Consider the following 26,230-nt stretch of genomic DNA (forward strand, 5'->3'; position numbering starts at 1 on the left):
TAAACAAAGAGGGGCACATAGCCCCTCTCGTCATTGCAACCCCTTTGCACAACCAGCCTGATAGAGGTCGGTGCCCTGACACAGGGAAAGTAGACAGGAGGCGCGCCTCAAGTGCGCATCAGAACTCCTCTTCCTGCTCGGCCTTCAGCCTGGCACGACGGGCCATGGCCTCTTCCTGTGCACTCTCGATCTCGTGCAGCACCCCATCCACATCGATGGCCTCGGCACTCTCCTCGAACAGGCCGGTCAGCTCGGTTTCAGGGCCGAGCTTGCCATCTTCGAACAGGGCCCACATCTCCCTGGCATAACGGGTCTTGAGCAGCTCGGGGGCATAGATGCCGTAGTAGTTGCGCATGTTGTTGACGTCCCGCTCCAGCATGGCCCTGGCCTGGTTGTTGGCGGCGGCATTCACCACCTGGGGCAGGTCGATGATGACCGGGCCCTGCTCGTCCACCAGCACGTTAAACTCGGAGAGATCCCCGTGGATGAGGCCGGCGCAGAGCATACGCACCACGTAGCGGATCACCTTGCCGTGATCGATGAGCGCCTGCTCGGGCGAGAGCGCCACGTCGTTGAGGCGGGGCGCGACGTTGCCGTCGGCGTCAGTGATGAGCTCCATCAAGAGCACGCCGTCCAGGCAGACATAGGGGGTGGGCACCCGCACGCCGGCGGCAGCCAGCTTGAACAGGGCATCCACCTCGGTGTTCTGCCACACCTCTTCGTGCTGCTTGCGACCGTACTTGGAGCCCTTCTCCATGGCGCGAGCATCGCGGCTGCCCCGCACCTTGCGCCCTTCCTGATAGACCACGGCCTGTTTGAAGCTGCGTTTGGAGGCCTCTTTATAGACTTTGGCGCAGCGGATCTCGTCGCCGCAGCGCACCACATAGACGTCGGCTTCTTTGCCGCTCATCAGCCGGCTGATGACATCGTCGACCAGGCCGTCATCAACCAGAGGTTGGATTCGATTTGGAATTTTCATGACCGCCCTTTTACCTTATTTGCACCTTGTTTGCACCTTGTTTGCGCCTGTTTGCACATGACGGGAGGCCAGACAGGGCCCCGCTTTGGTCCCCCACCGGCCACTTGCCGGGGGTGGCCTGGTGTGCCCCGCGCCAACCGCCTCTCCCTGGTTGTCAACACGACCCGCAAGGGAGCCCTGTGGTTCAATGCTCGGGGGGCAGCCCCTGGCGGATGCGCCGGATCCCCTCTTCGTAGAGACCATCCTCCCCTTCGTTATCCGCCCGGGTCTCGAAAATCTTGAGAAACCACATGTATTGCTCGGGGAAGCGGCCGAGCTGCTGCTCCACTGTGCGATTCATGGCGTTGACGTCCGCCTCCAGATCCAGGGTGGGATAAGGGTCGAACGGCGGCTCCACCTCGAGCCGGTAGCAGCCCTCATCCTCGTCATAGCAGGCCAGGATGGGCACGGCCCGGGCGCCGGTCAGCTTCACCAGCTTGGGCAGGGCCGGCAGGGTCGCCTTGGGGTGGCCGAAGAAGGGCACGAAGATGCTCGCCTCCCGGCCATGATCCTGATCCGGCAGATAGAAGAAGCTGTCGCCGCTGCGCAGGGCCTTGATGGCCGGCTTGATACCGACGCTGCGCTCGTAGACACGCCCGCCTTTGCTGCGCTCGCGGTTGATATACCAGTCGAACACCGCGTCCTTGGGGCTCTTCATCATGGTGCACAGGGGCACTCCCTCATCGGTCAGGTAGCGGCCTATCATGTCCACCGCCCAGGTGTGGGGCACCACGAAGATCATGGGGCGCCCGGCGGCCAGCTCGGCTTCGATATGCTCCCAGCCACGCACCTTGATCCGCCGTTTGAGGAAGGCGGGGCTGCGCCAGGTGAGCTCGCCAAAGCCCATGAAGGTCTTGAGGCCGACCCGGATGGACTTGAGCAGCAACCGCTCGCGCCCGGCCGCATCCAGCGCGGGGAAACAGATCTTGAGGTTGGTCTCGGCGATGTAGGCCTGCTTCCTGGAGAAGCGCAGCAACAGGGGGGCCAGGGCATCGGCCAGCTTGTCTCTGTAGCTGGCCGGGATCCAGGCCAGCAGGGAGAGCAGGGCAAGCGCCAGCCAGCTACCCCACAGACGGGGGTGCAGCAGACGCAGATGAAAGGAGGTGTCAAACACCGGATCTTGTGCGGACATGGTCGCCATCGAATCATCAAAACAGACCGTCATTTTAGTGATCCTGACATTTTTTTCTACCCGAGATCCCCCAAGGCGGGTCGCCAAGTCACTGATCAGACTAGTTAGAAATAAAAAGTGGCCCACATGGGGCCACTTATGAATGCGCATCAAGCTGCGGTTCAGGAATGAGGGCTGAGTCCCTTGCGGATGCGACGTATGCCCTCTTCATAGAGGCCGTCTTCCCCCTCCTGATCCTCGCGGGTATCGAAGATCTTGAGGAACCACATGTACTGTCCCGGGTGGCGAGTCAGCTGCCGCTCCACGCAATCGTTCATGCGGCAGGTATCGGCCATCAGGTCATCGCTCGGGTAGTCGGCGAAGGGGGCCTCGATCTCCAGCCGGTAGCAGTGCGCTGCCTCGTCATAGCAGGCCAGCACCGGCACCGCGCGGGCACCGGTCAGTTTGACCAGCCGTGGTAGGGCCGGCAGGGTCGCCTTGGGATGCTTGAAGAAGGGCACGAACAGGCTCGCCTCGCGACCATGATCCTGATCCGGCAGATAGAAGAAGCTCAGACCGGACTTGACCGCCTTGATCACCGGCTTGATGCCGGCGCTGCGTTCATAGACGCGGCAGCCATTCTTGGCCCGCTCGCGGTTGATGTGCCAGTCGAACACAGGGTTGCGGGCGCTCTTCATCATGGTGCACATGGGCAGGCCCCGCTGAGAGAAGTAGTAGCCCGCCGCATCGATGGGCCAGCTGTGGGGCACCACCAGGATCACCGGACGGCCGGCGGCTTGCTCGGCATCAATGTGTTCCCATCCGCTCACCTGGATGCGCTTCATCAGGTACTCGGGGCTGCGCACCGTGAACTCGCCGAACCCCAGCAGGCTCTTGAGGCCAACCCGGATCGAGGTCATCAGAATGGCGTCCCGCTCTGCCTCGCTCTGCTCCTTGAAGCAGATGGCGAGGTTGGTTCTGGCGATGTAGACCTGCTTCTTCGAGATCTTGAGCACCAGGGGCGCCAAGGCGTCAGCCAGCTTGTCACGCAAACGGGGCGGCACATAGGCGAGCACGCCGAGCACACCGAGGGCGAGCCAGCTCAGCCAGTAACGCGGGTGCAGCAAACGGGTCTGGAAGGCAGAATCAAACACGGGATCTTGGGAGGGCATGGGTACTATCAAACGGTGAAAGTGGGCAATTGCGGCCATCCTGACAGGTAATACCAGTGAAAACCACCTTAATATCACCTGAATGAGCGACTATTTGAGCCTTTTCACGAATTGACTGCAGGCTCCTGTCACCCTGTCGGTGACTGCCGCTCACTCCTTGAGCCAGGCCCTTATGCAGCAGACCCCGCCAGGCGGGGTCTGCTCGTTGATGAGACCGGCTGCACCTTAGCGACGCACGGGCTGATCCAGCATGCCGACCTGGCCCAGCGGCAGGAAAAACATCAGGTAACGCAGCACCACATAGCCGACGATCAGGGTCGCCGCACCCAGTTCCAGATAGGCCAGCTGATTGATCTGCGCAACATAGTCGACCGCCTCTGGCCACTGCGACAGCAACTGACCCACCTTGAACAGGGCGGTGGCGCCGATCACCAGGGGGAAGGTGAAGGCGGCATAACCCGGCGAGAACGGCAGGCGCAGCAGCTTGATGAAGGCTAGGTAGATGATGCCTGTCATCAGCACGGCTATCCCCAGCAGCACGGCCACCAGCAGCAGGGAGGGATCCTGGCTCACAGTCAGGTAGCCGGCGAGCGACAGGCTGGCAGGAGCCGCCAGGATGGCGATGGTGGGCTTGGCAGCATCCGGCACCTCGTGGCTGAAGATGAGGCGATAGAGCATCAGCGGCAGCATCAGGCCGTAGCAGGCCATGCCGAACCAGAGCAGGCCATTGGCCAGGGCAGCGAAGGGGCCACCCGGGTAGGCGACGTCGGCCACGATGATCCCCACCGGCGGCACGAACCAGCTCGGTACCATGTGGTGAATTTCAAACGCCTTGGCCCTGTGCCAGACGAAGGTGGCGAGGAACACCAGGTGAAGGATCACCGCAAACAGCCAGAGCCCCTGACCCAGGGTCGGGGCCAGCAGCCCGACCGCCTTGGAGACCACCATGGTTCCCATGGCATAGGTGGGCACCACGCTGCCCACCACGGGGTGAGCGAGATCCTGCCACAGCAGACGCGGGTGCAGCAGGAACTTGAAGGTGAGAACGAGGAGCAGCACGGCGGCGATAGCGGCCCCCAGCAGTTGCAAGCGGCCATCGAACTGACCGGCATTTTCCCAACACCAACCGAGGCTGGCGATCCCGAGTGCCAGCCCGGCCATGGGGGTCGGGGCGGCGGCAAGGGAGCGACGGGTGCGTGCGATCATGACTGGTACCCTCTTGTGGATGACGATGTGCATAGGATAAAGAGGGTCTATCGTTTACGATATCTAAATGAATTGAACCAAGCGTTTAGGAAAATCAAACAACATGAAACTGACCCTGCAACAACTCAAGGTGTTCGCCACCATAGCCCGCCACGGCAACCTGGGGGGCGCGGCCAGCGAGCTCTGCCTCAGCAAGGGGGCCGTCTCCCAGTCGTTGCAGGAGCTGGAGCGCCAGCTCGCCACCCCGCTGTTCGATCGGGTGCATCCGAGACTCCAGCTCAATAGCGAGGGGCGCCTGCTGCAACCGGCCGCCGAGGAGCTGCTGACCCGGATGCAGGAGATAGAGCAGTTGTTCAGTCCGGATGCCGAGCCGAGCGGCCAGCTGCGTCTGGGGGCCAGCCAGACCATAGGCAACTACCTGTTGCCTGCCCTGCTGGCGGGGAGTGCCCAGGCGCTGGGCGCCGCCCCCAGAGTGACCATCGCCAACACCCACTTGCTGTGCCACTCCCTCGCCCACTTCGAGCTGGATCTGGCTCTCATCGAGGGGGAGAACCATCACCCGGAGCTGGTGAGCGAGTTCTGGCTTGAAGACGAGATGCTTATCATAGCCCCGCCCCAGCACCCCCTGGCGGGGCAGCGGGATCTGCCCCTTCGCCTGCTCGCCGATGAGACCTGGGTGCTGCGCGAGCCGCAATCCGGTAGCCGCGAGCAGTTCGAGCAGCAGATCCAGCCCAGGCTGCCCCGCTGGCAGGCGGGGCTCGAGCTCAACACCCTCGAGGCAGTGATGCTGGCGGTGGAGAAGGGGCTCGGCATCTCCTTTATCTCCCGCCTCGCGGTCTCCGATCGCCTGCATAGCGGCCGCCTGGTGGCGCTCACCCCGAGCCAGAGCTTCCCCCGCCAGCTCTCCCTCGTCTGGCACAAGCAGAAGTTCCACTCCGCGGCCCTGCGCCGCTTCCTGGCCTTCTGCCGCGCCCAGACCCTGCCTGCCCCCTGAGCCGCCCCGGCTCAGGAACAGCACCAAAAACCCAGAGGACGCCGTGGCGTCCTCTGGAGTGCGGGAAAAAGAGTGGCGCTATCGGCCCGCACCATGCAGCCCCGTCTCGACCCAGCCAAGCACCCGCCGCGTCAAGGCATGGGGCAGCCAGGGAGAGTCCAGCAGCCGGTGGCGGATACAGTCGGTGAAATGATCCGCCTCGTGTTGCATGCCGCCTCCCTGCACCGGCAGGTAGATGTCCTCCGGCCAGGCGGCCGGCGGCGTACCGCCCTGCCAGCGAATGTGCTGGGGGTTCCACCACTTGCCCTCGATGACCAGGGTCCACTCCTCCCCCGAGAGCCAGGCTTCTCTGTCGAGATCTTCGGCGATGGAGGCGCCTAGCTCGGCCGAGAAGGGGCCGCCGAAGTTGAAGCGGGCCGCGAGGTCCACCTCCCCCGGTGCCCGTTCCAGCGCCACCTCGGGGGCCTTGGTCGCGAGCCCCAGTCGCTCGCAGAGGGCGGCATAGAGCCACAGCGGGTAGACCCCCACATCCCAGGCGGCGCCGCCGTCCAGGGCAGGATCGAACAGTTTGCCGACCCGGGGTGGGGCCGAGCCAAACGCCGCGCGCAGGTTGCGGGGCGCGGGCAGCAGAGGCAGCCGCTGCAGCAGGGCACGCATGGCGGGGAAACACATCACCTTCATGGCTTCCAGCAGCAACAGGCCGCGCTCATGGGCGAGTGCCACCAGGGCGTCCCAATCCCTCAACCGGGTCACCGCCGGTTTCTCCACCAGCACGTGCTTGCCCGCCAGCAGCATCTGCCTGATCAGAGCAGCGTGCTGTGGGTGGATCACCGCCACATAGACGGCCTCCACCTCGGGGCTCTCGGCCAGGGCCTGATAGCTGCCATAGGCAAACTCCAGCCCCTGCTCACGGGCGAACTCGTCGGCCCGCCCCTGATCCCGGGCGGCGATCGCCACCACACGCCCGCCCTTGGCGTACTGATTGACGTCGCGGCAAAAACGCCTGGCGATGGCACCCGCCCCGGCGATCCCCCAGCGCAGCAGTGGCGCGGTTCCCTGTGATTGCATCTTGTCTCCTCGTGTGGGTAATGGCCCCGGCCATCGGACGGGACAGCACCATCTGTTCGGGCTGTCCCTGCGGCTCAGGCCCTGGCCAGGCTGCGCAGCCAGCTTATCTCGTCACTCCAGATCGTCTCGTCTATGGTCTCGAGGATAAGCGGAATACCATCGAAACGGTGGTCGTTCATGATGTGGTGGAATACCGCCTCCCCGAGATTCCCCTCCCGCAGGCTGTGGTGGCGATCGACCCGACTACCGAAGGTACACTTGGCCCCGTTGATATGCATCCCCTTGAGGTACTCAAAGCCCACGATGCGGTCAAAGTCGGCGAACACGGCGACGCAGGACTCCGGGGTGCGCAGATCGTAGCCGGCGGCGAAGGCGTGGCAGGTGTCAAAGCAGACGCCGACCCGGCTCTTGTCCTCCACCCCCTCAATCAGGGTGGCCAGGTGCTCGAACGACCAGCCGAGGTTGGTGCCCTGGCCGGCGGTGTTCTCGATCACTGCGGTAACCCCTTCGCTGCGTTCCAGCGCCCAGTTGATGGACTCGCTCACCAGTTTCAGGCTCGCCGCCTCGGGGATCTGCTTGAGGTGGCTGCCGGGGTGAAAGTTCAGATAGCAGAGCCCGAGCTGCTCGCAGCGTTTTATCTCGTCCAAAAATGCATCCCGTGACTTAGCCAGGGCATCGGGATCGGGGTGGCCCAGGTTGATGAGGTAGCTGTCGTGGGGCAGGATCTGCTCGGGGCGAAAGCCCCCCTTGTCGCAAGCCTGCTTGAAGGAGCGGATGCTGGCCTGCGACAGAGGCGCCGCCTGCCACTGCCGCTGATTCTTGGTGAACAGGGCGAAGGCGTTGGCCCCGATAGCCTGGGCACGGGCTATGGTGTTTTCCACCCCGCCGGCCGCACTGACGTGGGCGCCGATAAATTTCATCTTGTCTCCTCTGCGCGTTGCCATGTCCCCTCCCCGAACGTTGTAGGCGCGGGACAAGGTACATGGTGATGGGGCGTCATTATGCCCAAGCCCGCCCCTTGCGCCAAACCGGGATTGTCGAGATGACCCTGGTCATCTCGGCCACCTCTCTTGATCTCCCCTCCCACTTGTCGCTCTCCTTCTCCTGGTTAGGCCTTGTGGCATGCAGGTACCGCTGGCTTTGCTGACGAATATCACTGGCCCATGTTTTCTGTGCCATCAACCCGACCACCGGCTGGTCTGTGGCCGCCAACAGCAATAACTGGCTGGTATGCGCACGCTCCGACGACCAAAGGAGAGCATGAACCTCTCTGCCAGCACCAGTAACAGCGCATGTTGTTGTGCATGCACAGCCGTGAACCAGTAGACACCTTCCATCTCGGCGGGAACAGGGCAAGGCAGCGGGTCATGGCGTTCAACCTGGGCAGATTGTGCCTGTGCTCATTGGATGGGGTTGGTGAGTGGCCATGTGAAATTGCCCTGGGCCGATAACAAAAGATGGCGTCCACGGGCGGGAACAAGAGCTCAAAAAACTGAGTGATGTTCGGGAGCTTGCGTACAAGTGACAGACCCGAGGCTGGCCTTGTTTATTGGTGCATTCGCTGCTGAAATAGCCCCTTCATCGAGAAACGGCAAGGATCCATCATGATATTGGAAGTCGCCCCGCTGCAGATCATCCCGGGCCAGGCTGCCGCTTTCGAGCAGGCATTCGAGCAGGCCCAGCGCATCATCAGCACCCAGCCCGGTTACGCCGGTCACCAGTTGCAACGTTCACTGACCGATCCCCACCGCTACCTGCTGCTGGTGAACTGGCAACGGCTCGAGGATCATACCCAGGGATTTCGCGGCTCCCCTCAATACCAGCAGTGGAAGGCGCTGCTCCACCACTTCTACGATCCCTTCCCCACAGTGGAGCATTTTCAGGCCGTACAACCGTGATCAGCCAAGGATGAGCTTGGCCGATCACGGTTGCGGCATCACACCACCCCGTCGGCCAGCCGCTCGGCCCTGTGTGCGATCTGCGGCTCGGCGAAGGCGGACTGGGCCGCGATCAGCTGCAACTCGTAGGCCTCCGCCTGCCAGGTGTGCCGCAGCACAGTATCCACAGCCGCATTGGTGCGCTCAAACGCCGTTACGGCATCAAAGCCCGCCTGCAGGTTGGCCAGCATCAGGGCACTGATGAGATCCCCCACCCCCACCGGTTGGCGGGCAAATTCGTACAGCGGCCGCGCGATCAGGTAATCCCCCTGCGGGGTAGCCAGCAGCATCTCGAAACGCCCGGGTTCACTGGCGGCACGCCCCAGATGCTTGACCAGCACCATCTTCACTCCTCGGGCCAGCAGCTGATGCGCCGCGGCGCGCGTCTGGACCAGATCCGCCAGGTGGGTATCACACAGAGTCTCCAGCTCCAGCAGGTTGGGGGCCATGATGTCGGCCACCGGCAGCGCTTGCTCGGTGAGGAAACGGGTCACGCCGGGGGCGACGATACACCCCTTCTCCGGGTGGCCCATGACGGGATCGCAAAAATAGATGGCCGCCGGATTGGCCGCCTTGACCGCAGCCACCACGGTCAGGATCTCGTCCCCCTGCTCCGCCGAGCCCAGATAGCCGCTCAGCACCGCATCGCACCGCCCCAGCACTTCTATATCCATCAGCCCCTGACAGAGGGCGCTGATATGGCCGGCAGGCATTGCCATTCCCTGCCAGCCCGACGCGTACTGGGTATGATTGGAAAACTGCACCGTGTTGACGGGCCAGACCTCCATGCCGAGACGGCGCATGGGGAAGACGGCGGCGCTGTTGCCGGCACAGCCAAATACCACGTGGGACTGGATAGAGAGAATGCGTTTCATCGACACCACCACTGAAGAAGCATGAGGAAAGCGGGCAATATATCGGATGCAGAGCGGGCTCTGCCAGCGATTCCCGGCAACCCTCGCCATTTATGCGGCAAAAAGACCATTCCATGGAGTGTTACGCCAACACCCCCATCCTTGCTCAACCTGGCGAACCAGGACCACCTCGGTCTCGTCGGTGTGACATGGGTTCTTCATACTCTTGTTTGATGGCATATGAGGGCATTTTTAATACAGGCAGGCGGATGGCGGGAGACAGCATCGAGTAAGAGCGACTAGACGTGGATGGCACTGAGCCCGAGGCCGATGGCCTCGGGCTTTGTACTTAAGGCTTAGGGCCTGGCGAAGTGATAGACCCAGCCTTCGTCCAGGGGGAAGTCGGGGGGCGCAGAGACAAGATCCGGCAGGGAGGTGACGGCTCCCCCGGCGGCATATTGCAGCGCCATCAGCGCGCAGAGGGCGGCGTCGTAGCGATCCGTCCCGGCCACCACATCCGGTGGCAAGGAGGCCACTATCTCCTCCCTGGCAGGTGAAGCCTTGCCTGCCACCTTGGCGAGGGCCGGATAGACCTCCAGCACGGCGCGCTCGGCCCGGGGCTGTAACCTGGGCACAAGCTGCAGACCCCCAAGGCGCGGCAGCATGGAGAGCGCCAGGGTGGCGTTGTTGCCGAGTCTGTCGAAGGTGGCCGATAGCGGCTTCTTGCCGTATTGCTGATGCAGCCAGCGCTCGCAGTCCCGATAGGCATAGGGGTTGTCTATCTCCCCCTGGGGCACGGCGCACTCGACTCCCCTCCCCGCCAGCAGCTCGCCGAGGGCACGGGGAAATGCCAGCGGGGCGTCGATGCCGAGTGCCAGTCGCGGGCAGGCCAGCGCCTGCATCAGCGCCATCTCGTCTTGCAGCGCCGGACGCAGCAAGGCATCCAGATCCGGCGCCACCCTGGAGCTCAATCGAAACAGAGGGGAGACCCCGAGCCAGTGCAACTGCTGCGTGCGGCTCTGCCAGCCCACCACAGCCACCGCCTGGGCATTGCCCTGCCAGCCCCTTACATCCCAACCGATGCCGATCGCATCCATGTGTTCCGTTGTCATGCCCCTGTCACCTTTGCGCACTATTGATGGAGCACAGGGTAATGGCTGCGCCTCCTAAAGCAAGGTCAGGCTCCCCTCCTAGAAGGATTTCTTGAAATTGATGAGGGGCAAGATGGGGAAGATGCCGTTCTCGGCGTAGTTGGCGAGGCCTATCTGCAGACCATCAAGGTGTTTTGTGGCATTGATGAAACCAAGCTGGAAGGTGGTGCGCTCGGCATAATTGACAAAGCCGACGTTGGCCAAGGCATTGCCTTGGGCGATGTTGACCGCCCCCCAGTTCAGCCCCTGCACATTGTTGGTCAGGTTGACGAAGCCCAGGTTGACCCCGGTGTCCTGCCCCTCATGCCAGTTGACGGCATTGATGGCGACCCCGCCGAACTGATGGCGCACCCGACCAGCGCCGAAGAAGATGCCGAGCTGCAGACCGGTGAACTGATCCACGTCGGAGAGTGCGAACACCGGCAGGTCAATGCCCTTCACCTGGCCGGTGCGGCCATACAGGAAGGAGGCGCGCGCGCCTTCCACCTGGTGGGAGGCTGGTAGGTTGATGCCGGGCAGGGAGATCTGGACCGGGGTGCTGGCCTGGGCAGTGCCGGCGAGGGCCAGCGCGGAGCAACCGAGCAGCAGGGCGAGAGGTTTCATCGGGATTCCTTGGCAGTCTGAGTGACATGCCAGACTACCAGCGCGGCGCCAGCGGGACGAGCGTGCACCAGGCCCCGTGCGTCACCTCTCGTCTGACCCCACTCCCGGCGAGGAACGCTGACAAAAAAATTCAAACAGAAATTAACATTTATGTCATTTACACCAAACCGCATTTGATTGCAGAATGCTCAAACGTGTGTTTGAACAGAGCAAACAACACGTAAACATGGATGACGAGTTGTACCCACTCTGGGCCAGTTGGCTCATAACAATACAGTTCAGCCGAAATGGAGACGCATGATGAATATGGACATACTCAAGAGCTTTACCGAGCAGATGCAAGGCTTTGCCTCCCCCCTCACCCGCTACAACCAGTTGCTGGCCAGCAATATTGAACAGCTGACCCGGTTGCAGCTCGCCTCTGCCAACGCCTACGCCGAACTGGGCCTCAATCAGTTGCAGGCCGTGAGCAAGGTGCAGGATGCCCAGAGCCTGGCAGCGCTCGGCACAGTGCAACTAGAGACCGCCAGCCAGCTCTCCCGCCAGATGCTGGACGATATCCAGAAGCTGAGCGCCCTCGGCCAGCAGTTCAAGGAAGAGCTGGATACCCTGACCGCGGACGGCATCAAGAAGAGCACGGGCAAGGCCTGATAACCCCTGGCTGCCCGCTCGGGCAGCCACATCTCCCCACGACTCGACAGGACGGGCTAGTTCCCGCCTCGGGTGTGGGTGAAGGAGAGCACATGAGCCAACCATCTTATGGCCCGCTGTTCGAGGCCCTGGCCCACTACAATGACAAGCTGCTGGCCATGGCCAAGGCCCAGACAGAGCGCACAGCCCAGGCCTTGCTGCAGACCAATCTGGACGATCTGGGGCAGGTGCTGGAGCAAGGCAGCCAGCAACCCTGGCAACTGATCCAGTCTCAGATGAACTGGTGGCAGGATCAGCTCAAGCTGATGCAGCACACCCTGCTCAAGAGCGCAGGCCAGCAGAGCGAGCCGGTGATCACCCCGGAGCGCAGCGATCGCCGCTTCAAGGCCGAGGCCTGGAGCGAACAACCCCTCTATGACTACCTCAAGCAGTCTTACTTGCTCACCGCCAGGCACCTGCTGGCCTCGGTGGATGCCCTGGACGGTGTCCCCCAGAAGAGCCGGGAGCGGCTGCGTTTCTTCACCCGTCAGTACGTCAACGCCATGGCCCCCAGCAACTTCCTGGCGACCAACCCTGAGCTGCTCAAGCTGACCCTGGAGTCCGACGGCCAGAATCTGGTACGCGGACTGGCTCTGCTGGCCGAGGATCTGGAGCGCAGCGCCGATCAGCTCAACATCCGCCTGACCGACGAGTCCGCCTTCGAGCTCGGCCGGGATCTGGCGACCACCCCGGGCCGGGTGGTGCAGCGCACCGAGCTCTATGAGCTCATTCAGTACAGCCCGACCACCGAGACGGTGGGCAAGACCCCGGTACTGATCGTGCCCCCCTTCATCAACAAGTACTACATCATGGACATGCGGCCCCAGAACTCCCTGGTCGCCTGGCTGGTCGCCCAGGGCCAGACGGTGTTCATGATCTCCTGGCGCAACCCGGGGGTGGCACAGGCGCAAGTCGATCTCGACGACTACGTGGTGGACGGGGTCATCGCCGCCCTGGACGCCGTGGAGGCGGCCACCGGCGAGCGGGAGGTGCACGGCATCGGCTACTGCATCGGCGGCACTGCCCTGTCACTCGCCATGGGCTGGCTGGCGGCGCGGCGCCAGAAGCAGCGGGTGCGCACCGCCACCCTGTTCACCACCCTGCTGGACTTCTCCCAGCCCGGGGAGCTTGGCATCTTCATCCACGAGCCCATCATAGCGGCGCTCGAGGCGCAAAATGAGGCCAAGGGCATCATGGACGGGCGCCAGCTGGCTGTCTCCTTCAGCCTGCTGCGGGAGAACAGCCTCTACTGGAACTACTACATCGACAGCTACCTCAAGGGGCAGAGCCCGGTGGCCTTCGATCTGCTGCACTGGAACAGCGACAGCACCAATGTGGCGGGCAAGACCCACAACAGCCTGCTGCGCCGTCTCTATCTGGAGAACCAGTTGGTGAAGGGGGAGCTCAAGATCCGCAACACCCGCATCGATCTCGCCAAGGTGAAGACCCCTGTGCTGCTGGTGTCGGCGGTGGACGATCACATCGCCCTCTGGCAGGGCACCTGGCAGGGCATGAAGCTGTTCGGCGGGGAGCAGCGCTTCCTCCTGGCGGAATCGGGCCACATCGCCGGCATCATCAACCCGCCGGCCGCCAACAAGTACGGTTTCTGGCAGAGCGAGGCCGGGGCCGAGAGTCCGGAGAGCTGGCTTGCTGGAGCGACGCACCAGGGCGGCTCCTGGTGGCCCGAGATGATGGGCTTTATCCAGAGCCGTGACGAGGGGGCGGAGCCCGTCCCCGCGCGGGTACCAGACGAAGGGTTGGCCCCCGCCCCCGGCCACTATGTCAAGGTGCGGCTCAACCCTGTGTTTGCCAGCGCTACCGAGGAGGACGCCGCATGAGCCCACAATCCCTTGAAATAGGCCAGAAGGCTCGTTTGACCAAGCGGTTCGGGGCGACGGAGGTGGCCGCCTTCGCCGCGCTCTCGGAGGATTTCAACCCCCTGCACCTGGATCCGGCCTTCGCCGCCACCACGGCGTTCGAGCGCCCCATCGTCCACGGCATGTTGCTCGCCAGCCTCTTCTCCGGGCTGCTGGGCCAGCAGTTGCCGGGCAAGGGGAGCATCTATCTGGGCCAGAGCCTCAGCTTCAAGCTGCCGGTCTTTGTCGGGGACGAGGTGACGGCTGAGGTGGAGGTGATTGCCCTGCGAGACGACAAGCCCATCGCCACCCTGGCCACCCGCATCTTCACCGAAAGCGGCGCCCTCGCCGTGACGGGGGAAGCGGTGGTCAAGCGGCCTTGAGCACCGACGGCACACAGACACAATCAGCCCGGCCTCTGCCGGGCTGATTGTTTGCCGCGCTCTTTGATTTCCCCCGCTCCATTCATCCCCTTTTTCGAGGCAATTGGGCCCTGGCCCTTTCCCTGCCCCGCCTAACTGCCTAAAATGACCGCCCTGCCGTGTAGGCATTCATCCAGCTAGAGGATTTCCCATGGAGACGTTTCTGCTCGAAGGTCACCCCTTCGTTGCCTTGTGTGACCTGATCAAGCATCAGGGTTGGGCCGATTGTGGCGGTGCCGCCAAGGCGCTGGTCGCAGAGGGTCTGGTGGAAGTAGACGGTCAGGTCGAGACCCGCAAACGCTGCAAGATAGTGGCCGAGCAGGTGGTCAACTTCAACGGCATGAAAGTTGTGGTAAAGGAAGGTATCAGCCCCGAGATCCTTTAAGTCTCGCGGCCTGATCCTCAATGGCCCCAGAGCCCGGCCATCGGCCGAACCCTGACGCCCAGCAGGGGCTGCCTAGCTGGCCTTGATCGACAGGGTCAGCACGAAGCGCGCCATCGCCTCATCCCCGTTGAGCGACGGGCAGGTGGCCACCACCTGGATGGGGCGGTTGATGCGCAGCCCCGTCGCCAGGGACTCGTCTATCATGGCGTCGATGGCCTCCCCGGCCGCGCAATCAAACTGCACATCCCCCTCGGGGCGCTTCAGAAACTCCCCCTGCACATCCTTGAAGGCAAAATGCACCTTCTTGCGCCTTGCCCGCCCCTTCTCCATCACCAGCAAGCCCCCCACCAGATCGGCGCCGGTGGCGAGCGCCCCGAAATACATGCTGCCCAGGTGGTTGCGGGTGCGCCAGCCCAGCGGAATGCGGATGCGCAGCGCCTTGGCGTTCATCTCTTCGATGACGGGGGCGCAAAAACCGATGACCGGAATATAGCGCCAGGCAAACAGGCGCAGGGCGAGATTGGCTTTGAAGCGTTGCAGGTCCATTGCAAACTGATCCGATGAGTTGGTGTGAACGAAATGTTGCCAGCCCACTCCCCAATAGACAAGCCTCCGTTGCCATCGCTGTGAGGACGATCGGCTCCCGGACCTCTTTGTCATTCAAATGATGGGCGCCGCTGCATTCGATGGGGAGAGACTGACCCTGACATCCTGGCCTAAGGGGTGCCATTCTCTCTTCGTGCCAGACATTTTTTCATTAAGAATCCATATGGCACTTTCATTACACCCCTAGCCGGATGAAAGCTAACGATAAATGGGATTGCCCAGGCGCTAGTTCACCCTCTCGCCAGCGCCACTGAGAATAATCGCAGTAACGAAATGTCTCCCCCCTCGCTAGGCTGTTGCTGGCCCGGAAGTAGCCACTCGGCACCGGGTCAACCCGTTTACCAATCTCACCATAAGGATAGAGAGATGAGTCACGTGCAACAGTTGTTCAACGGGGGCGAGAGCGCCGGTACTTTCCAGCTCAACTTCAACAACAACCGTGCCTTTGAGCTGTTTGGCCGGGAGTACCTCAAGTGCTATGCCAACCTCAGCGCCAAGGGCAAGATGAGCAAGCCGCTGCCCACCGGGCCGCTCAGCTACACCGTCGACTTCGCCATGGATTGCGGCTGCAACTCTGTGCTGTTCGACTTCAACCTCGCCTACAAGAAAACCTTCGGCAACCAGGCCCAGGCTCCCCTGTGGCGCGAGTCGGACTACGAGGCCGAGATAGTGCTCTGCCAGCTGGTGCGCGAGGCACCGGCCAACCGCCTGAGCAACCATGATCAGTTCGCCGAGGCAGAGGCCTTCTTCAACGACGTCAATCTGCCCGACACCGTCCGGGCGGTGGTCAATGATCCCTATGCAGACAAGGACGGCCTGGTGGAGTTCATCGTGGCCAACGAGCTGCTGGACGATCCCGCCGTCATGGCCAAGCTGGCGGAGCAGAAGGCTTACCTCATCGCCATCACCTCTGTGGTTACCGCCTACATCAACCGCTACGCCGAAGCCTATGGCGAGCAGTACAAGACGGACGCGGATCTCTGGGCCAGGGCCCTCTCCAAGATCCCTCTGATGGGGCCGAGCAAGATCGATCAGCAGAGCTACAGCCGCCACATCAAGGGGCTCAGCATCGCCACCGATTTCATCAACTTCATCATGGATGTGGTGGTGAGCCAGGGCACCACGGCGCTGGCCAGCTTCAACAAGTTCCTGCAGAAGCAGGGGGATGCCATCCGCTTCGGGATGGAGAACAACAAGGACTTCTACAAGACCATCACCGTGGGAGTCACGGTGGAAGTGTTCAAGGTGGGCAACGAGCTGGTCTATGTGCCCAAGATCAAGCAGTACCGCGTCAACTTCGACCGCCAGAACAGCAAGTTCACCTCCGCCTGTGCCAGCGCCGAATTCGTCGACATCCACTTCAACTACCTCTATGCCGCCAACGTGTTCGACTACGAGGCCTTGAAGGATCCGGAGATCAAGCGCGACTTCGACAGCTTCATCCAGAAGCAGCGCAAGGCCCAGATCGAGGAAGCCGACACCTTCTTCAACGACGACTTCCCGCCCCTGGAGCCCAAGCTGATCGCACGCAGCAAGGCCACGGTCTGATCCTCCCCAATCCTGGAAACAACACAGCCGGCATCTGCCGGCTGTTTTTTATGAGGAACCTCAGGCTCGCTTCTCTTCGAGCCAGGCCCCCTGGCTCTGCATCTCGAACAGCTGGGCGTAGTGGCCCCCGAGCGCCATCAGCTCGCCGTGGGTGCCACGCTCGCTGACCTGGCCGCGGGAGAGCAGCAGGATCTCGTCCGCATCGACGATGGTGGAGAGCCGGTGGGCGATGGCGATGGTGGTGCGGCCACGGCGCGCCGCCGAGAGCGCCTGGGAGAGCGCGAGCTCGGTCTGGGAGTCCACGCTCGCGGTCGCCTCGTCCAGGATGAGGATGCGCGGATCCCCCACCAGGGCGCGGGCAAACGAAAGCAACTGACGCTGACCGGCGGAGAGGTTCTTGCCCCCCTCCTCCATCAGGGTCTCCAGCCCCTGTGGCAGATGGCGCACGAACGCAGCCAGCTGCACCTCCTCCAGCGCTCGCCAGAGCGTCGCATCAAGGATGCCGTCACGGCCGAGGCGCAGATTTTCCGCCAGGGTCCCGACGAAGATGAAGGGATCCTGCTGCACCAGGCCTATGCTGCGGCGCACCGCCGAGAGCGACAGCGCGCTCATGGGGTGATCATCGAAGCGGATGCAGCCCTGATCCAGCGGATAGAAGCCCATCAGCAGGCTGATGATGGTGGACTTGCCGCTGCCGGTGTGACCCACCAGCGCCAGCATCTGGCCGGGACGGGTGGCAAAGCTCACCTCCTGCAGCACCGGCTGCTGGCCATCGTAGGAGAAGCTCACCCCCTCGAAGCTGACCCGCCCCTGCAACGCAGGGCTCTCCCCTTGCGTGCTCTCCCGGGATTCGTCCAGCAGGGCAAAGACTCGCTCCCCCGCCACCATGGCCTGCTGCAACTGGTTGAGCTGGTTGGTCATCTCGATGAGGGGCTCGATCATTCTCCCCAGATAGCTGATGAAGGCGTAGAGCACCCCCACCTGGATGGCGCTGCCCGTGCTCAACCCCTCGTGGGCAAACAGCGCCAGCAGGCCGATGAGCACCATCATGTAGAAGAGATCGATGAGGGGGCGCAGCAATATGCCGTTGATCTTGAGGCTCTTGATCCTGGCCTGCCAGTGCTGCTGGTTCACCTCGGCAAAGGCATTGGCGAAGTGGCGCTCCTGCACCATGGCCTGAATGACCGGCATCCCTTGCAGGGACTCGTTGAGCCGGCTGTTGATGTCGGAGAGCAGGCTGCGGGTCGCCCGCACCACGGGCACGCTCAGTTTCTGATAGAGCCACATCACGGCACCCACCGCCGGCAGCAGGGTGGCACACACCAGCATCAGGCGCAGATCCAGCAGCGCCATGGAGATGAGGATGCCGCACAGCAGCACCACTTTTTGCACCAGCAGCCCTATCACCTGCACATAGAGGTTCATGATCGCCTCGGTGTCATTGGTGATGCGGGAGATGAGGGAGCCCGAACGATGCTTGTCGAAATAGCGGGCCGGCAGCCGGATGGCGGTGGCAAACACCTGCTCGCGAAGGGTCTGCACCACCGCCTGGGCGATGCGGTTGAAGCGCAGGGATTGCAGGTAAAAACCCGCCGCCGAGAGCACCTGAAGGCCGAGATAACCGGCGGCAAGAGCGGCGATGTCGGGCCACACCAGCTGGCGCGGCGCCAGATAGTCGTCGATGAAGAGTTTGATGAGCAGGGGCCCGGCCACTTCGGCGCCGGTGGCCAGCAGCAGGCAGATGCCCGCCTGCACCAGCCAGCGCGGGTAACGGGCGCAATAGGCGAGCAGCCGTTTGATAGTCGGGTTCACAGACTTGCCTCCAGCACAGCACTCTCAGGGAATGGACTCTCTTTGCACCCTTCTCCCCTTGCGGGAGAAGGGTTGGGGATGAGGGGAGCCACTCGTCTCATCATCGAACTCACAGGCTCTCCTCCACGTCTTGTTCCAGGCGCTGATAGCGCACCATGTCCGCATACCAGCCGTTGTGGGTCATCAGGGCACCGTGGGCACCGCGCTCGCTGATGGCTCCCTGCTCCAGCACCAGGATCTCGTTGGCCTGTTCCACCGCCGTCATGCGGTGGCTCACCAGAATGAGGGTCCGTCTGTGGGCCTTGAGCGCCAGCAGGATCTGCTGCTCTGTGTGGGCATCTACCGCCGACAGGGCGTCATCCAGTACCAGGATGGGGGCATCCAGCAGCAGGGCGCGGGCAATGGCGAGGCGCTGCTTCTGGCCGCCGGAGAGGGTCACCCCCTTCTCCCCCACCTCGGTCTCATAGCCTCTGGGGAAACGAACTATGTCGTCGTGGACGCAGGCGATGCGCGCCACCCGCTCTATCTCCTCCTGGCTTGCCTCCGGCTTGCCGAGGGCGATGTTGGCGGCGATGGTGGTGGAGAAGAGGAAGGGCTCCTGGGGCACATAGGCAAACTGGTTGCGCAGGGTGCCCAGGGGTAGCTGATCGATGGGCACGCCCCCCATGGTAATGGCACCGGCCGTGGGATTGGCAAGACGCATCAGGAGCTTGAGCAGGGAACTCTTGCCTGCTCCTGTGCGTCCCACCACCCCCAGCATGCCCCCTTGCTTGAGGGTAAAGTCGATATCCTGCAGCAGGGTACGCTGCTCCAGCCGATAGCCCAGGCCCCTGACCTCAAGGGGCAGAGCCGAGACAAAGGCCGCAGGCCGGGCGGGCTCTTCGATGTCGCTGCGCTCCCCCAGCATGCTCTCGATACGGGAGTAGGCGGCGCTGCCCCGCTCTATGATGTTGAACAGCCAGGCGATGGCGAACATGGGCCAGATCAGCTGACCCAGGTACATGGTGAAGCTGGTGAGCTCCCCCAGGGTCAGCTTGTCTTGCAGCACCAGGGCGCTACCGCCGGCCACCGCGAGGAAGTAGGAGCAGCCGATGCACAGGTAGATGACGGGATCGAACTTGGCATCGATGCGGGCCACCGCCATGTTGCGCTCTCCCGCCTGACGGGTCAGCTCGGCGAAGCCTTGATCCTCGAGGGACTCCACCGCATAGGACTTGAGCACCCGCACCCCGGAGAGAGCCTCCTGGGTCTTGTTGTTGAGCCGGGAGAAGGCCCCCTGCGCCGCCTTGAACTCCTTGTAGATCTGGGTGCCAAAGCGGTTCATGAAGAAGGCCATCACCGGCAGCGGCAACAGGGAGAGCAGGGTCAGCTGCCAGGAGTACTGGCTGCACATGATGGAGAGCACCAGGATCCCGACGATGAAGGAGTCCACCAGGGTCAGCACCCCCTCTCCGGCCGTCATCTCCACCGCCTGGATGTCGTTGGTGGCATGGGCCATCAGATCGCCGGTGCGGTGGCGCTGATAGAAATCCGGGCTCATGCGGGTGAAGTGGGTAAAGAGGCGGTTGCGCAGCACATAGGCGAGCCGGTAGGAGGCCCCGAACAGCATGACCCGCCACACATAACGCAGCAGATAGATGAGCAGGCCGAGGCCAAGGAGCCCCGCCAGATAGCCCATCAGGGTACCGTCATCGAGCTCCCCCCTGGCGATGCCATCCACTACCCAGCCCACCACCTTGGGGGGGATCACGGTCAACAGGGCCACCATCATCAGCAGGGAGATGGCCATCAGATAACGCCGCCACTGATCCTTGAAAAACCAGCCAAGCCGCAAAAATACGCTCACAGTAAAGTCCTTGCTCGCGGCACAGCCGGCGCCGCGTGGTCATAGAGAGAAGCTCAATACAATCGCCCCCGAGGTGGGGGCGATGGGAGTGGGTCATCATAGCCTGAAGCGGACGACTTGAGAACGATTGCTATCTCACCGGTTCACAGCCGCTTGTCGGGGGGCGAGAACGGGAAGGCGACCGACTCCTGCTGCTCGCCGGTCAGCAGGAAGTGGGAGACCTCCTCCCGGGTCTGGATGAAGACCTGCTGCAACTGGGTCAGTTCGCCTTCGCTCAGCTCCTCTTGCAGCCGCAGCCGCCACTCCAGCTCGCCAGCCAGCAGTTGCAGGCGGGAGGCGGAGATGTTGGCTGACACCCCCTTCAAGGTGTGCAGCAGGCGGCAGGCCACTTCGGGCTGCTGGCGGCGCAGGGCGGAGCGAATGTCCCACAGATCGTCCTTGTGCTCCGAGAGGAACAGCTTGAACAGGATCTGCAGCGCCTCCCTGTCCTGCTCCAGCCGGTGCAGGGCATCCTCCAGATCCAGCACCCCCATCAGATCCGGCGGCTTGACCTCGGGCGGCGCCCGCCGCTCGCCGCTGGCGCTCTTCACCCACTGCAGCAGGTTGTTGTAGAGATCCAGCTTGCTCACCGGCTTGGTGACATAGCCGTTCATGCCGACCCCGAGGCAGCGCTCCCGGTCCCCCGGCATGGCGCTGGCGGTGAGTGCTATGATGGGCACATCGTGTTTGTCCACCATCTTGCGGATCTGGCGGGTCGCATCCAGGCCGTCGAGCACCGGCATCTGCAAATCCATCAGGATCACGTCAAAGGGCTGCTCCGCCACCTGTTCCACCGCCTCGCGCCCGTTGTCCACCACGGTGACCACGGCCTCGACCCGGCGCAGGTACTCCATGATAAGCTGCTGGTTGACGCGGTTGTCTTCGGCCAGCAGCACCCGGGTCCCGTGCAGCAGCTCCCGAAAGTGCTGCTGATCGCCCTGCGCCTCAGCCTGACGAACCTTGCTGTCATGGGAGCTGCCGTTGAGCAGCTCGTCCACCTTGGCCAGCAGGGCGTTCTCTGTCATGGGCTTGGGCAGGAAGTGGGTCAGCCCCATGCTCTCCATGCGCCCGTGCAGCCCCTCCCTGGACCAGGCGCTGGTCATCAGTATGGGCAGACGCCGCCACTGGCTGTGCTGGTACATCTCGAGGGCGAGATCCAGACCGTCCTCCTGCCCCATGCGCCAGTCGAGGATGGCGAGCCGGATGTGGTGGCCCTCCTCTCGCAGCACCTGGCGGGCACGGGAGAGGCTGTTGACCGCGATCACCGAGGCACCGGCCCGGCCCAGTATGTCCTTGGCGAGATCCAGCACCAGTTCGTTGTCATCCATCATCAGGATGAGGGGCTGGTGATCGAAGAAGACCCGGCGTCCGGAGACCCCATAGACAACCTGGGACAGGGGGATCTCGAACAGGAAGGTGGAGCCCACCCCGGGCTTGCTCTGCACCTTAATCTCCCCCCCCATCAGCCCCACCAGCCGCTGGGAGATGTTGAGCCCAAGCCCCGAGCCGCCATATTTGCGGGTGTTGCCCGCCTCCAGCTGGGTGAAGGGCTGGAACAGCTGCGCCTGTTTCTCCGGCGCTATGCCGATGCCGGTGTCCCGCACGCTGAAACAGACCCGCATCGGGTATTGATTGACTAGAGTGATGGCCACCTCCACCTCCCCCCGTTCGGTGAACTTGATGGCGTTGTTGACCAGATTGACCAGCACCTGACCGAGTCGCAGCGGATCGCCGCGCAGAAAATCGGGCACCGCAGGCGACTTGTTGATGATGACCTCGATCTGCTTGCGCTCCGCCAGGTCCGCAAACATGGCGGCCAGGGAGTCGAGCTGCTCGCTGAGATCGAAGTCGATCTCCTCGAGCGTCAGTTTGCCGGACTCCACCTTGGTCAAATCCAGGATGTCATTGATGAGCAACAATAAGGTGTCAGACGATGACTTTATTTTGTTGAGATAGTCCCGCTGCTGCTGATCGAGATTGGTCTGCAGCGCCAGGGCACTGAAGCCGATGATGGCATTCATGGGGGTGCGGATCTCGTGGCTCATGTTGGCCAGAAAATCGCTCTTGGCCTGGGCCAGCAAGGCGGCGTGGCGGGACAGCTCACTCAGCTTCTGGTTGCGGCGCCACAGGGTCGCGGCCACCAGCGAGAAACAGAGCAGCGCCCCCCCCAGCACCATCAGATAGAAACGGCTCTTGAGGGACGAGGCCTGATCCAGCTTGCTCTGTTTCCACGCAGGCAGCGAGGACAACCCCTTCATCTCGACGATCTGGTTGCGCAGGCGATGGTACTCCATCACCTGCTGATTGAGCTCCTGGCTGAGTCGGGTGAGGGCCATGACCTTGGGCTGCCCGGGGGAGGTCTCCATCAGCCGCTGCTGCAGTTGCTGCAGTTGACGCTGTTCGCTCGTGTCCCAGCTGCGCCTGAGGTAGTGGCTCAACCGGGCAAGCTCGGTAAGATCGCGGGATTGCTCGGCCCCGGCCGGCAGCGTTGCCAGCAGTGCCTTGAGCTGGCTCTGGAAACGAGGCGCCAGGTATTCGATGGTCATCTCCATGGTGTAGAACCTGGCGAGATCCAGCAGATAGCCATCGATGTCCCGTTGCAGCGCCTGGGAAGTGGGCTCATCCACCGAGCCCGGGTCTTCGCGCACCTGGCTCACGAAGCGATCCAGGCTGCTCGACAGCAGGCTGAGGCGCTGCTGTACGCTGCCATCGCTGGCCTTCTCTCGCCCCAGCAGATACACAGTGTCGGTATTGACCCGGTTGAGGACCAGCTCTGCGGCCACGCTCAGATCGGAGGCGCGTTGTTGCTGGCTCAGCAACTGCCAGCAATAGGCAGAAAACGCCAGCAGCGATACGATGATAAGGCCAAAGACAACACGATTGACCCGTGCAACACTCTTCATCCCGTCACGATTCTCATGTCATGGTCAGCCATCCGGTGACTCAGGGTCACGACCAGACAGCCGAGTGTGAAAAACAACTGAGCGCTATGTTACCGTTAGTCTGCTCTGTGAATGCAATAAAGATGTTGCCGGGCCATGAATAAAGGAGCCAATTATGTCACTTGTCACTACCTATTGTAGCCACTGCTTCACCCGCAATCGCCTGCCCGACGACAAAGTGGATGCCAGTGCAAAGTGCGGTCGCTGCCACCAACCCCTCTTTTCCCACTCCCCGGTGTCGGGTCGCATGGCGCACTTTGATGCCTTGATCCAGTCCGACATTCCGGTGGTAGTCGACTTCTGGGCCAGCTGGTGCGGCCCCTGCCTGCAGTTCGCCCCCGTCTTTCAAGAGATAGCCCAGGAGCTCGAACCCCGCATCCGCTTCGTGAAGCTCGACACCGAACAGGAGGCCGCCATCGCCAGCCGCTACGGCATTCGCAGCATACCGACCCTGATGATCTTCAGAGGGGGACAGATCCTGGCTCAGCGCAGCGGCTCCCTGCCCAAGAGCCTGTTCAAGGAGTGGCTGCTCTCCACCGCGGCAGCGCCCAAATGAAAACAGAATGTTTAATTTCTGTTTAATGTCAGATCCATTTTCACTTGACTCTGTGAGTCGCCACATGCTTTGACCACATCCCCCTGTTTCAAACAGGGGGATAAATGTAATCTCGGCAACACAACAACAACCATAAATTAACCGAGAGAACAACATGAATACCTCTGCAGTCCCTTCCGCCCCTACACGCTGGCTGGACATCAAGGCCGGGATCGTCATCCTGGATCTCCTGCTGCTCTGTGCCATGCTCGCCTGGCTTCCGTTTGATCCCATGGTCAACAAAGGCCTCGGCATCCTGATCTTCATCGCCATTCTCTGGCTGACCGAAGCGGTGAACATCACCATCACGGCCTTGTCCATCCCGGTGCTCGCCACCCTGCTCGGGGTGTTTGACATGAGCAAGTCGCTGACCGACTTCGCCAACCCGGTCCTGTTCCTCTTCTTCGGCGGCTTTGCCCTGGCGGCGGCCCTCTCCAAGCAGGGACTCGATACCCAAATCGCCGCCAAGGTGATGCAGCTTGCCAAGGGTCACCTTGGCTGGGCAGCCATAGTGCTGTTCACCATCACGGCTGCGCTCTCCATGTGGATCAGCAACACCGCCACCGCCGCCATGATGATGCCGCTGGCCCTCGGCATGCTCAAGGGCCTCGACGTTCACAAGGAGCGCCGTACCCTGGTCTTCGTTCTGCTTGGCGTCGCCTACAGCGCCAGCATCGGCGGGATCGGCACTCTGGTGGGCAGCCCTCCCAATGCCATCGCCGCCGCCCAGATGGGACTCGGCTTCACCGACTGGCTGAAGTTCGGCATCCCGGTGGTGCTCATCTTCATGCCGGTGGGCATAGGCCTGCTCTACTGGGTGACGCGCCCCAACCTGTCGCACCAGGTCAGCACCGAGCAGGTCACCATAGAGTGGACCGGCCAGCGCAAGACCACCTTGCTCATCTTCCTGACCACAGTGCTGCTGTGGATTGGCTCCCAGCCCATCGCTGCGGCCCTGGGGGGCATTCCCCAGTTCGATACCCTGATCGCCATGGGCGCCATCCTGGCCATCGCCGTCAGCCGGGTCGCCAGCTGGGATGACATCAACCAGAACACCGACTGGGGCGTGCTGCTGCTGTTCGGGGGTGGTCTTACCTTAAGCGCCGTCCTCAAGCAAACCGGGGCCAATGCCTTCCTGGCGGAGCACCTCTCCAGTGCGCTCTCCACCATGCCCATCTTCATCATTCTGCTCTGCCTGGCCGCCTTCGTGGTGTTCCTGACCGAACTGGTCTCCAACACCGCCACCGCCGCCCTGCTGGTGCCGCTGTTCGCCGGTGTGGCCGAGGCGCTGGGGGTCTCCCCCATAGTGGTGTCCGTGCTGATCGCAGTCGGGGCCTCCTGCGCCTTCATGCTGCCGGTGGCCACGCCGCCGAACGCCATCGTCTTCGCCAGCGGTCACATCCAGCAGCGGGAGATGATGCGGGCAGGTCTGGTGCTGAACCTGGTGTTCACCCTCATCCTGACCCTGCTGGCCTATTTCTTCGGCGATATCCTGCACTGATCCCCGGCCAGGCTGATGGACCTGAGGATGCTGACGGAGCCAGCCCCTGAGCCGTCGAACACCCCAAGTCAGTTGACACACCAGAGCCCCGCACCGTCGGGGCTCTGTTTATTCCTCCCTCTGGTGATTCCCCCAGCCTCTCGCTCTCTCCTTGCAACTGGCCCTGCCCCTGTGGCGCACCTCAGGTCATTAACACGGCCTTAAGAAAGTACCTCCATGATGCGGACAATGGCACTCCGGCAATCGGCGCATGGAAAGCCGGGATGGATCACAACGAGAGGAAAACATCATGGAGAAAGCGATGGGAAGCAGCAAGGCCATCAGGGTCTGGGATCCCCTGATCAGGGTGTTTCACTGGGCCACCGTCCTGCTGTGCGTGCTCAACCTGTTCATCCTGGAGGAAGGCAGACGCAATCACCGCTATGTCGGGTACGCCTTGGCCGGATTGCTGGTGCTGCGCATCCTGTGGGGATTGGTCGGCTCCGACTACGCCAGGTTTGCCCAGTGGTTTCCGACTCCGGCCCGCCTGGGCCGCTACCTGCAGGCCAGCTGGCAGGGCAAACACCCCTATCATGCCGGCCACACTCCGCTGGGCGCCTTGATGATACTGCTGATGTTGACCTGCCTGGTGGGGACAGCCGTCACCGGGATCATGACGGGGTACGAGCAGCTGTTTGATGAAGACCTCATGGAAGAGCTCCACGAGTTCTTTGCCAAGGCGCTGCAGATAGCCATCTTCATCCATGTGCTGGCGGTCATCGTCCTCGATCGTCTGACCCGGGGCGATCTCATCAGGGCCATGATCACCGGCAGGAAGCGCGTGCCGGCCGGCACCGAGATCGTCGACAAGCGCTGAGGCCTCCTCGACCCGATG

The 26,230-nt window shown here is 62.6% G+C and carries 23 protein-coding genes; 10 read left to right on the forward strand and 13 right to left on the reverse strand.

Translation table 11 applies throughout. The features are described from left to right. Nucleotides 1–118 precede the first annotated feature (118 nt). The 4 genes from KW824_RS11590 to KW824_RS11605 form a co-directional block, all read right to left on the reverse strand. Complete coding sequence (locus KW824_RS11590) at nucleotides 119–979, reverse strand: PA4780 family RIO1-like protein kinase (RefSeq protein ID WP_005324946.1); 861 nt, start codon at nucleotides 977–979, stop codon at nucleotides 119–121. 184 nt (nucleotides 980–1,163) lie between these two features. Further along, entirely contained in the window at nucleotides 1,164–2,159 is a 996-nt protein-coding gene (locus tag KW824_RS11595; RefSeq protein WP_218409999.1) for a lauroyl-Kdo(2)-lipid IV(A) myristoyltransferase, read from the reverse strand. 152 nt (nucleotides 2,160–2,311) lie between these two features. After that, nucleotides 2,312–3,301 carry a lauroyl-Kdo(2)-lipid IV(A) myristoyltransferase gene (lpxM, locus tag KW824_RS11600; protein WP_041205691.1) on the reverse strand — a complete coding sequence of 330 codons (990 nt, stop codon included), beginning with the start codon at nucleotides 3,299–3,301 and terminating at the stop codon, nucleotides 2,312–2,314. A 225-nt stretch (nucleotides 3,302–3,526) separates the two neighbouring features. Beyond that, the gene (locus KW824_RS11605) at nucleotides 3,527–4,507 is read right to left on the reverse strand and encodes a TDT family transporter (RefSeq protein ID WP_218409856.1); all 981 of its coding nucleotides are present in this window, start codon (nucleotides 4,505–4,507) and stop codon (nucleotides 3,527–3,529) included. Between the two features lie 103 nt (nucleotides 4,508–4,610). Between KW824_RS11605 and KW824_RS11610 the strand changes: the two genes are divergently transcribed. Continuing rightward, nucleotides 4,611–5,501 carry a LysR substrate-binding domain-containing protein gene (locus KW824_RS11610; protein ID WP_218409857.1) on the forward strand — a complete coding sequence of 297 codons (891 nt, stop codon included), beginning with the start codon at nucleotides 4,611–4,613 and terminating at the stop codon, nucleotides 5,499–5,501. Nucleotides 5,502–5,579: 78 nt separating this feature from the next. Here KW824_RS11610 and KW824_RS11615 read toward each other — a convergent pair whose 3' ends face one another. After that, on the reverse strand, nucleotides 5,580–6,569 hold the full coding sequence (locus KW824_RS11615) for a Gfo/Idh/MocA family protein (RefSeq protein ID WP_218409858.1): 990 nt from the start codon (nucleotides 6,567–6,569) through the stop codon (nucleotides 5,580–5,582). A gap of 74 nt (nucleotides 6,570–6,643) precedes the next feature. After that, nucleotides 6,644–7,489 (reverse strand): deoxyribonuclease IV, encoded by an 846-nt coding sequence (nfo, locus tag KW824_RS11620; RefSeq protein WP_218409859.1) that lies wholly within the window; start codon nucleotides 7,487–7,489, stop codon nucleotides 6,644–6,646. Between the two features lie 684 nt (nucleotides 7,490–8,173). On the opposite strand from nfo, the gene KW824_RS11625 reads away from it, so the two are divergent. Beyond that, nucleotides 8,174–8,467, forward strand: a complete 294-nt coding sequence (locus KW824_RS11625) for an antibiotic biosynthesis monooxygenase (protein ID WP_218409860.1) — start codon at nucleotides 8,174–8,176, stop codon at nucleotides 8,465–8,467. Between the two features lie 38 nt (nucleotides 8,468–8,505). Here KW824_RS11625 and pdxY read toward each other — a convergent pair whose 3' ends face one another. The 3 genes from pdxY to KW824_RS11640 all read right to left on the reverse strand — a co-directional run bounded on the left by pdxY (nucleotide 8,506) and on the right by KW824_RS11640 (nucleotide 11,114). After that, on the reverse strand, nucleotides 8,506–9,381 hold the full coding sequence (gene pdxY, locus KW824_RS11630; protein ID WP_218409861.1) for a pyridoxal kinase PdxY: 876 nt from the start codon (nucleotides 9,379–9,381) through the stop codon (nucleotides 8,506–8,508). A 335-nt stretch (nucleotides 9,382–9,716) separates the two neighbouring features. After that, nucleotides 9,717–10,472: a DUF429 domain-containing protein gene (locus tag KW824_RS11635; protein WP_218409862.1), complete on the reverse strand. Its 756-nt coding sequence runs from the start codon at nucleotides 10,470–10,472 to the stop codon at nucleotides 9,717–9,719. A 78-nt stretch (nucleotides 10,473–10,550) separates the two neighbouring features. Further along, the gene (locus KW824_RS11640) at nucleotides 10,551–11,114 is read right to left on the reverse strand and encodes a VC2662 family protein (protein ID WP_218409863.1); all 564 of its coding nucleotides are present in this window, start codon (nucleotides 11,112–11,114) and stop codon (nucleotides 10,551–10,553) included. Nucleotides 11,115–11,414: 300 nt separating this feature from the next. Here KW824_RS11640 and KW824_RS11645 point away from each other — a divergent pair, with 300 nt between their 5' ends. The 4 genes from KW824_RS11645 to ybcJ all read left to right on the forward strand — a co-directional run bounded on the left by KW824_RS11645 (nucleotide 11,415) and on the right by ybcJ (nucleotide 14,467). After that, the gene (locus tag KW824_RS11645) at nucleotides 11,415–11,765 is read left to right on the forward strand and encodes a phasin family protein (RefSeq protein WP_218409864.1); all 351 of its coding nucleotides are present in this window, start codon (nucleotides 11,415–11,417) and stop codon (nucleotides 11,763–11,765) included. Between the two features lie 92 nt (nucleotides 11,766–11,857). Then, complete coding sequence (locus tag KW824_RS11650; RefSeq protein ID WP_218409865.1) at nucleotides 11,858–13,642, forward strand: class I poly(R)-hydroxyalkanoic acid synthase; 1,785 nt, start codon at nucleotides 11,858–11,860, stop codon at nucleotides 13,640–13,642. Beyond that, nucleotides 13,639–14,043: a MaoC family dehydratase gene (locus KW824_RS11655; RefSeq protein WP_218409866.1), complete on the forward strand. Its 405-nt coding sequence runs from the start codon at nucleotides 13,639–13,641 to the stop codon at nucleotides 14,041–14,043. The genes KW824_RS11650 and KW824_RS11655 overlap by 4 nt, the downstream gene beginning before the upstream one ends. Before the next feature lie 190 nt (nucleotides 14,044–14,233). Beyond that, on the forward strand, nucleotides 14,234–14,467 hold the full coding sequence (ybcJ, locus tag KW824_RS11660; protein WP_005324920.1) for a ribosome-associated protein YbcJ: 234 nt from the start codon (nucleotides 14,234–14,236) through the stop codon (nucleotides 14,465–14,467). Nucleotides 14,468–14,539: 72 nt separating this feature from the next. On the opposite strand, the gene KW824_RS11665 is transcribed toward ybcJ, so the two are convergent. Next, nucleotides 14,540–15,013, reverse strand: coding sequence for a DUF4442 domain-containing protein (locus KW824_RS11665; RefSeq protein WP_005324917.1), 474 nt, complete (start codon nucleotides 15,011–15,013; stop codon nucleotides 14,540–14,542). 426 nt (nucleotides 15,014–15,439) lie between these two features. Between KW824_RS11665 and KW824_RS11670 the strand changes: the two genes are divergently transcribed. Beyond that, a complete protein-coding gene (locus KW824_RS11670; protein ID WP_218409867.1) occupies nucleotides 15,440–16,621 on the forward strand; it encodes a hypothetical protein in 1,182 nt (393 codons plus the stop codon). Nucleotides 16,622–16,681: 60 nt separating this feature from the next. On the opposite strand, the gene KW824_RS11675 is transcribed toward KW824_RS11670, so the two are convergent. The 3 genes from KW824_RS11675 to KW824_RS11685 form a co-directional block, all read right to left on the reverse strand. Beyond that, nucleotides 16,682–18,433: an ABC transporter transmembrane domain-containing protein gene (locus KW824_RS11675; RefSeq protein WP_218409868.1), complete on the reverse strand. Its 1,752-nt coding sequence runs from the start codon at nucleotides 18,431–18,433 to the stop codon at nucleotides 16,682–16,684. 109 nt (nucleotides 18,434–18,542) lie between these two features. Continuing rightward, nucleotides 18,543–20,279 (reverse strand): ABC transporter transmembrane domain-containing protein, encoded by a 1,737-nt coding sequence (locus KW824_RS11680; RefSeq protein WP_043129856.1) that lies wholly within the window; start codon nucleotides 20,277–20,279, stop codon nucleotides 18,543–18,545. Between the two features lie 143 nt (nucleotides 20,280–20,422). Beyond that, nucleotides 20,423–23,221 (reverse strand): response regulator, encoded by a 2,799-nt coding sequence (locus KW824_RS11685; protein WP_218409869.1) that lies wholly within the window; start codon nucleotides 23,219–23,221, stop codon nucleotides 20,423–20,425. A gap of 154 nt (nucleotides 23,222–23,375) precedes the next feature. Here KW824_RS11685 and trxC point away from each other — a divergent pair, with 154 nt between their 5' ends. From trxC to KW824_RS11700, 3 genes are all read left to right on the forward strand, one after another. After that, nucleotides 23,376–23,816 carry a thioredoxin TrxC gene (trxC, locus tag KW824_RS11690; protein WP_218409870.1) on the forward strand — a complete coding sequence of 147 codons (441 nt, stop codon included), beginning with the start codon at nucleotides 23,376–23,378 and terminating at the stop codon, nucleotides 23,814–23,816. Nucleotides 23,817–23,970: 154 nt separating this feature from the next. After that, nucleotides 23,971–25,356, forward strand: a complete 1,386-nt coding sequence (locus KW824_RS11695) for a DASS family sodium-coupled anion symporter (RefSeq protein ID WP_005323530.1) — start codon at nucleotides 23,971–23,973, stop codon at nucleotides 25,354–25,356. Between the two features lie 301 nt (nucleotides 25,357–25,657). Continuing rightward, the gene (locus KW824_RS11700; protein WP_218409871.1) at nucleotides 25,658–26,212 is read left to right on the forward strand and encodes a cytochrome b/b6 domain-containing protein; all 555 of its coding nucleotides are present in this window, start codon (nucleotides 25,658–25,660) and stop codon (nucleotides 26,210–26,212) included. Nucleotides 26,213–26,230: the final 18 nt, after the last annotated feature.

The organism is Aeromonas sp. sif0611 (assembly GCF_019218845.1).
GTDB lineage: Bacteria > Pseudomonadota > Gammaproteobacteria > Enterobacterales > Aeromonadaceae > Aeromonas > Aeromonas media.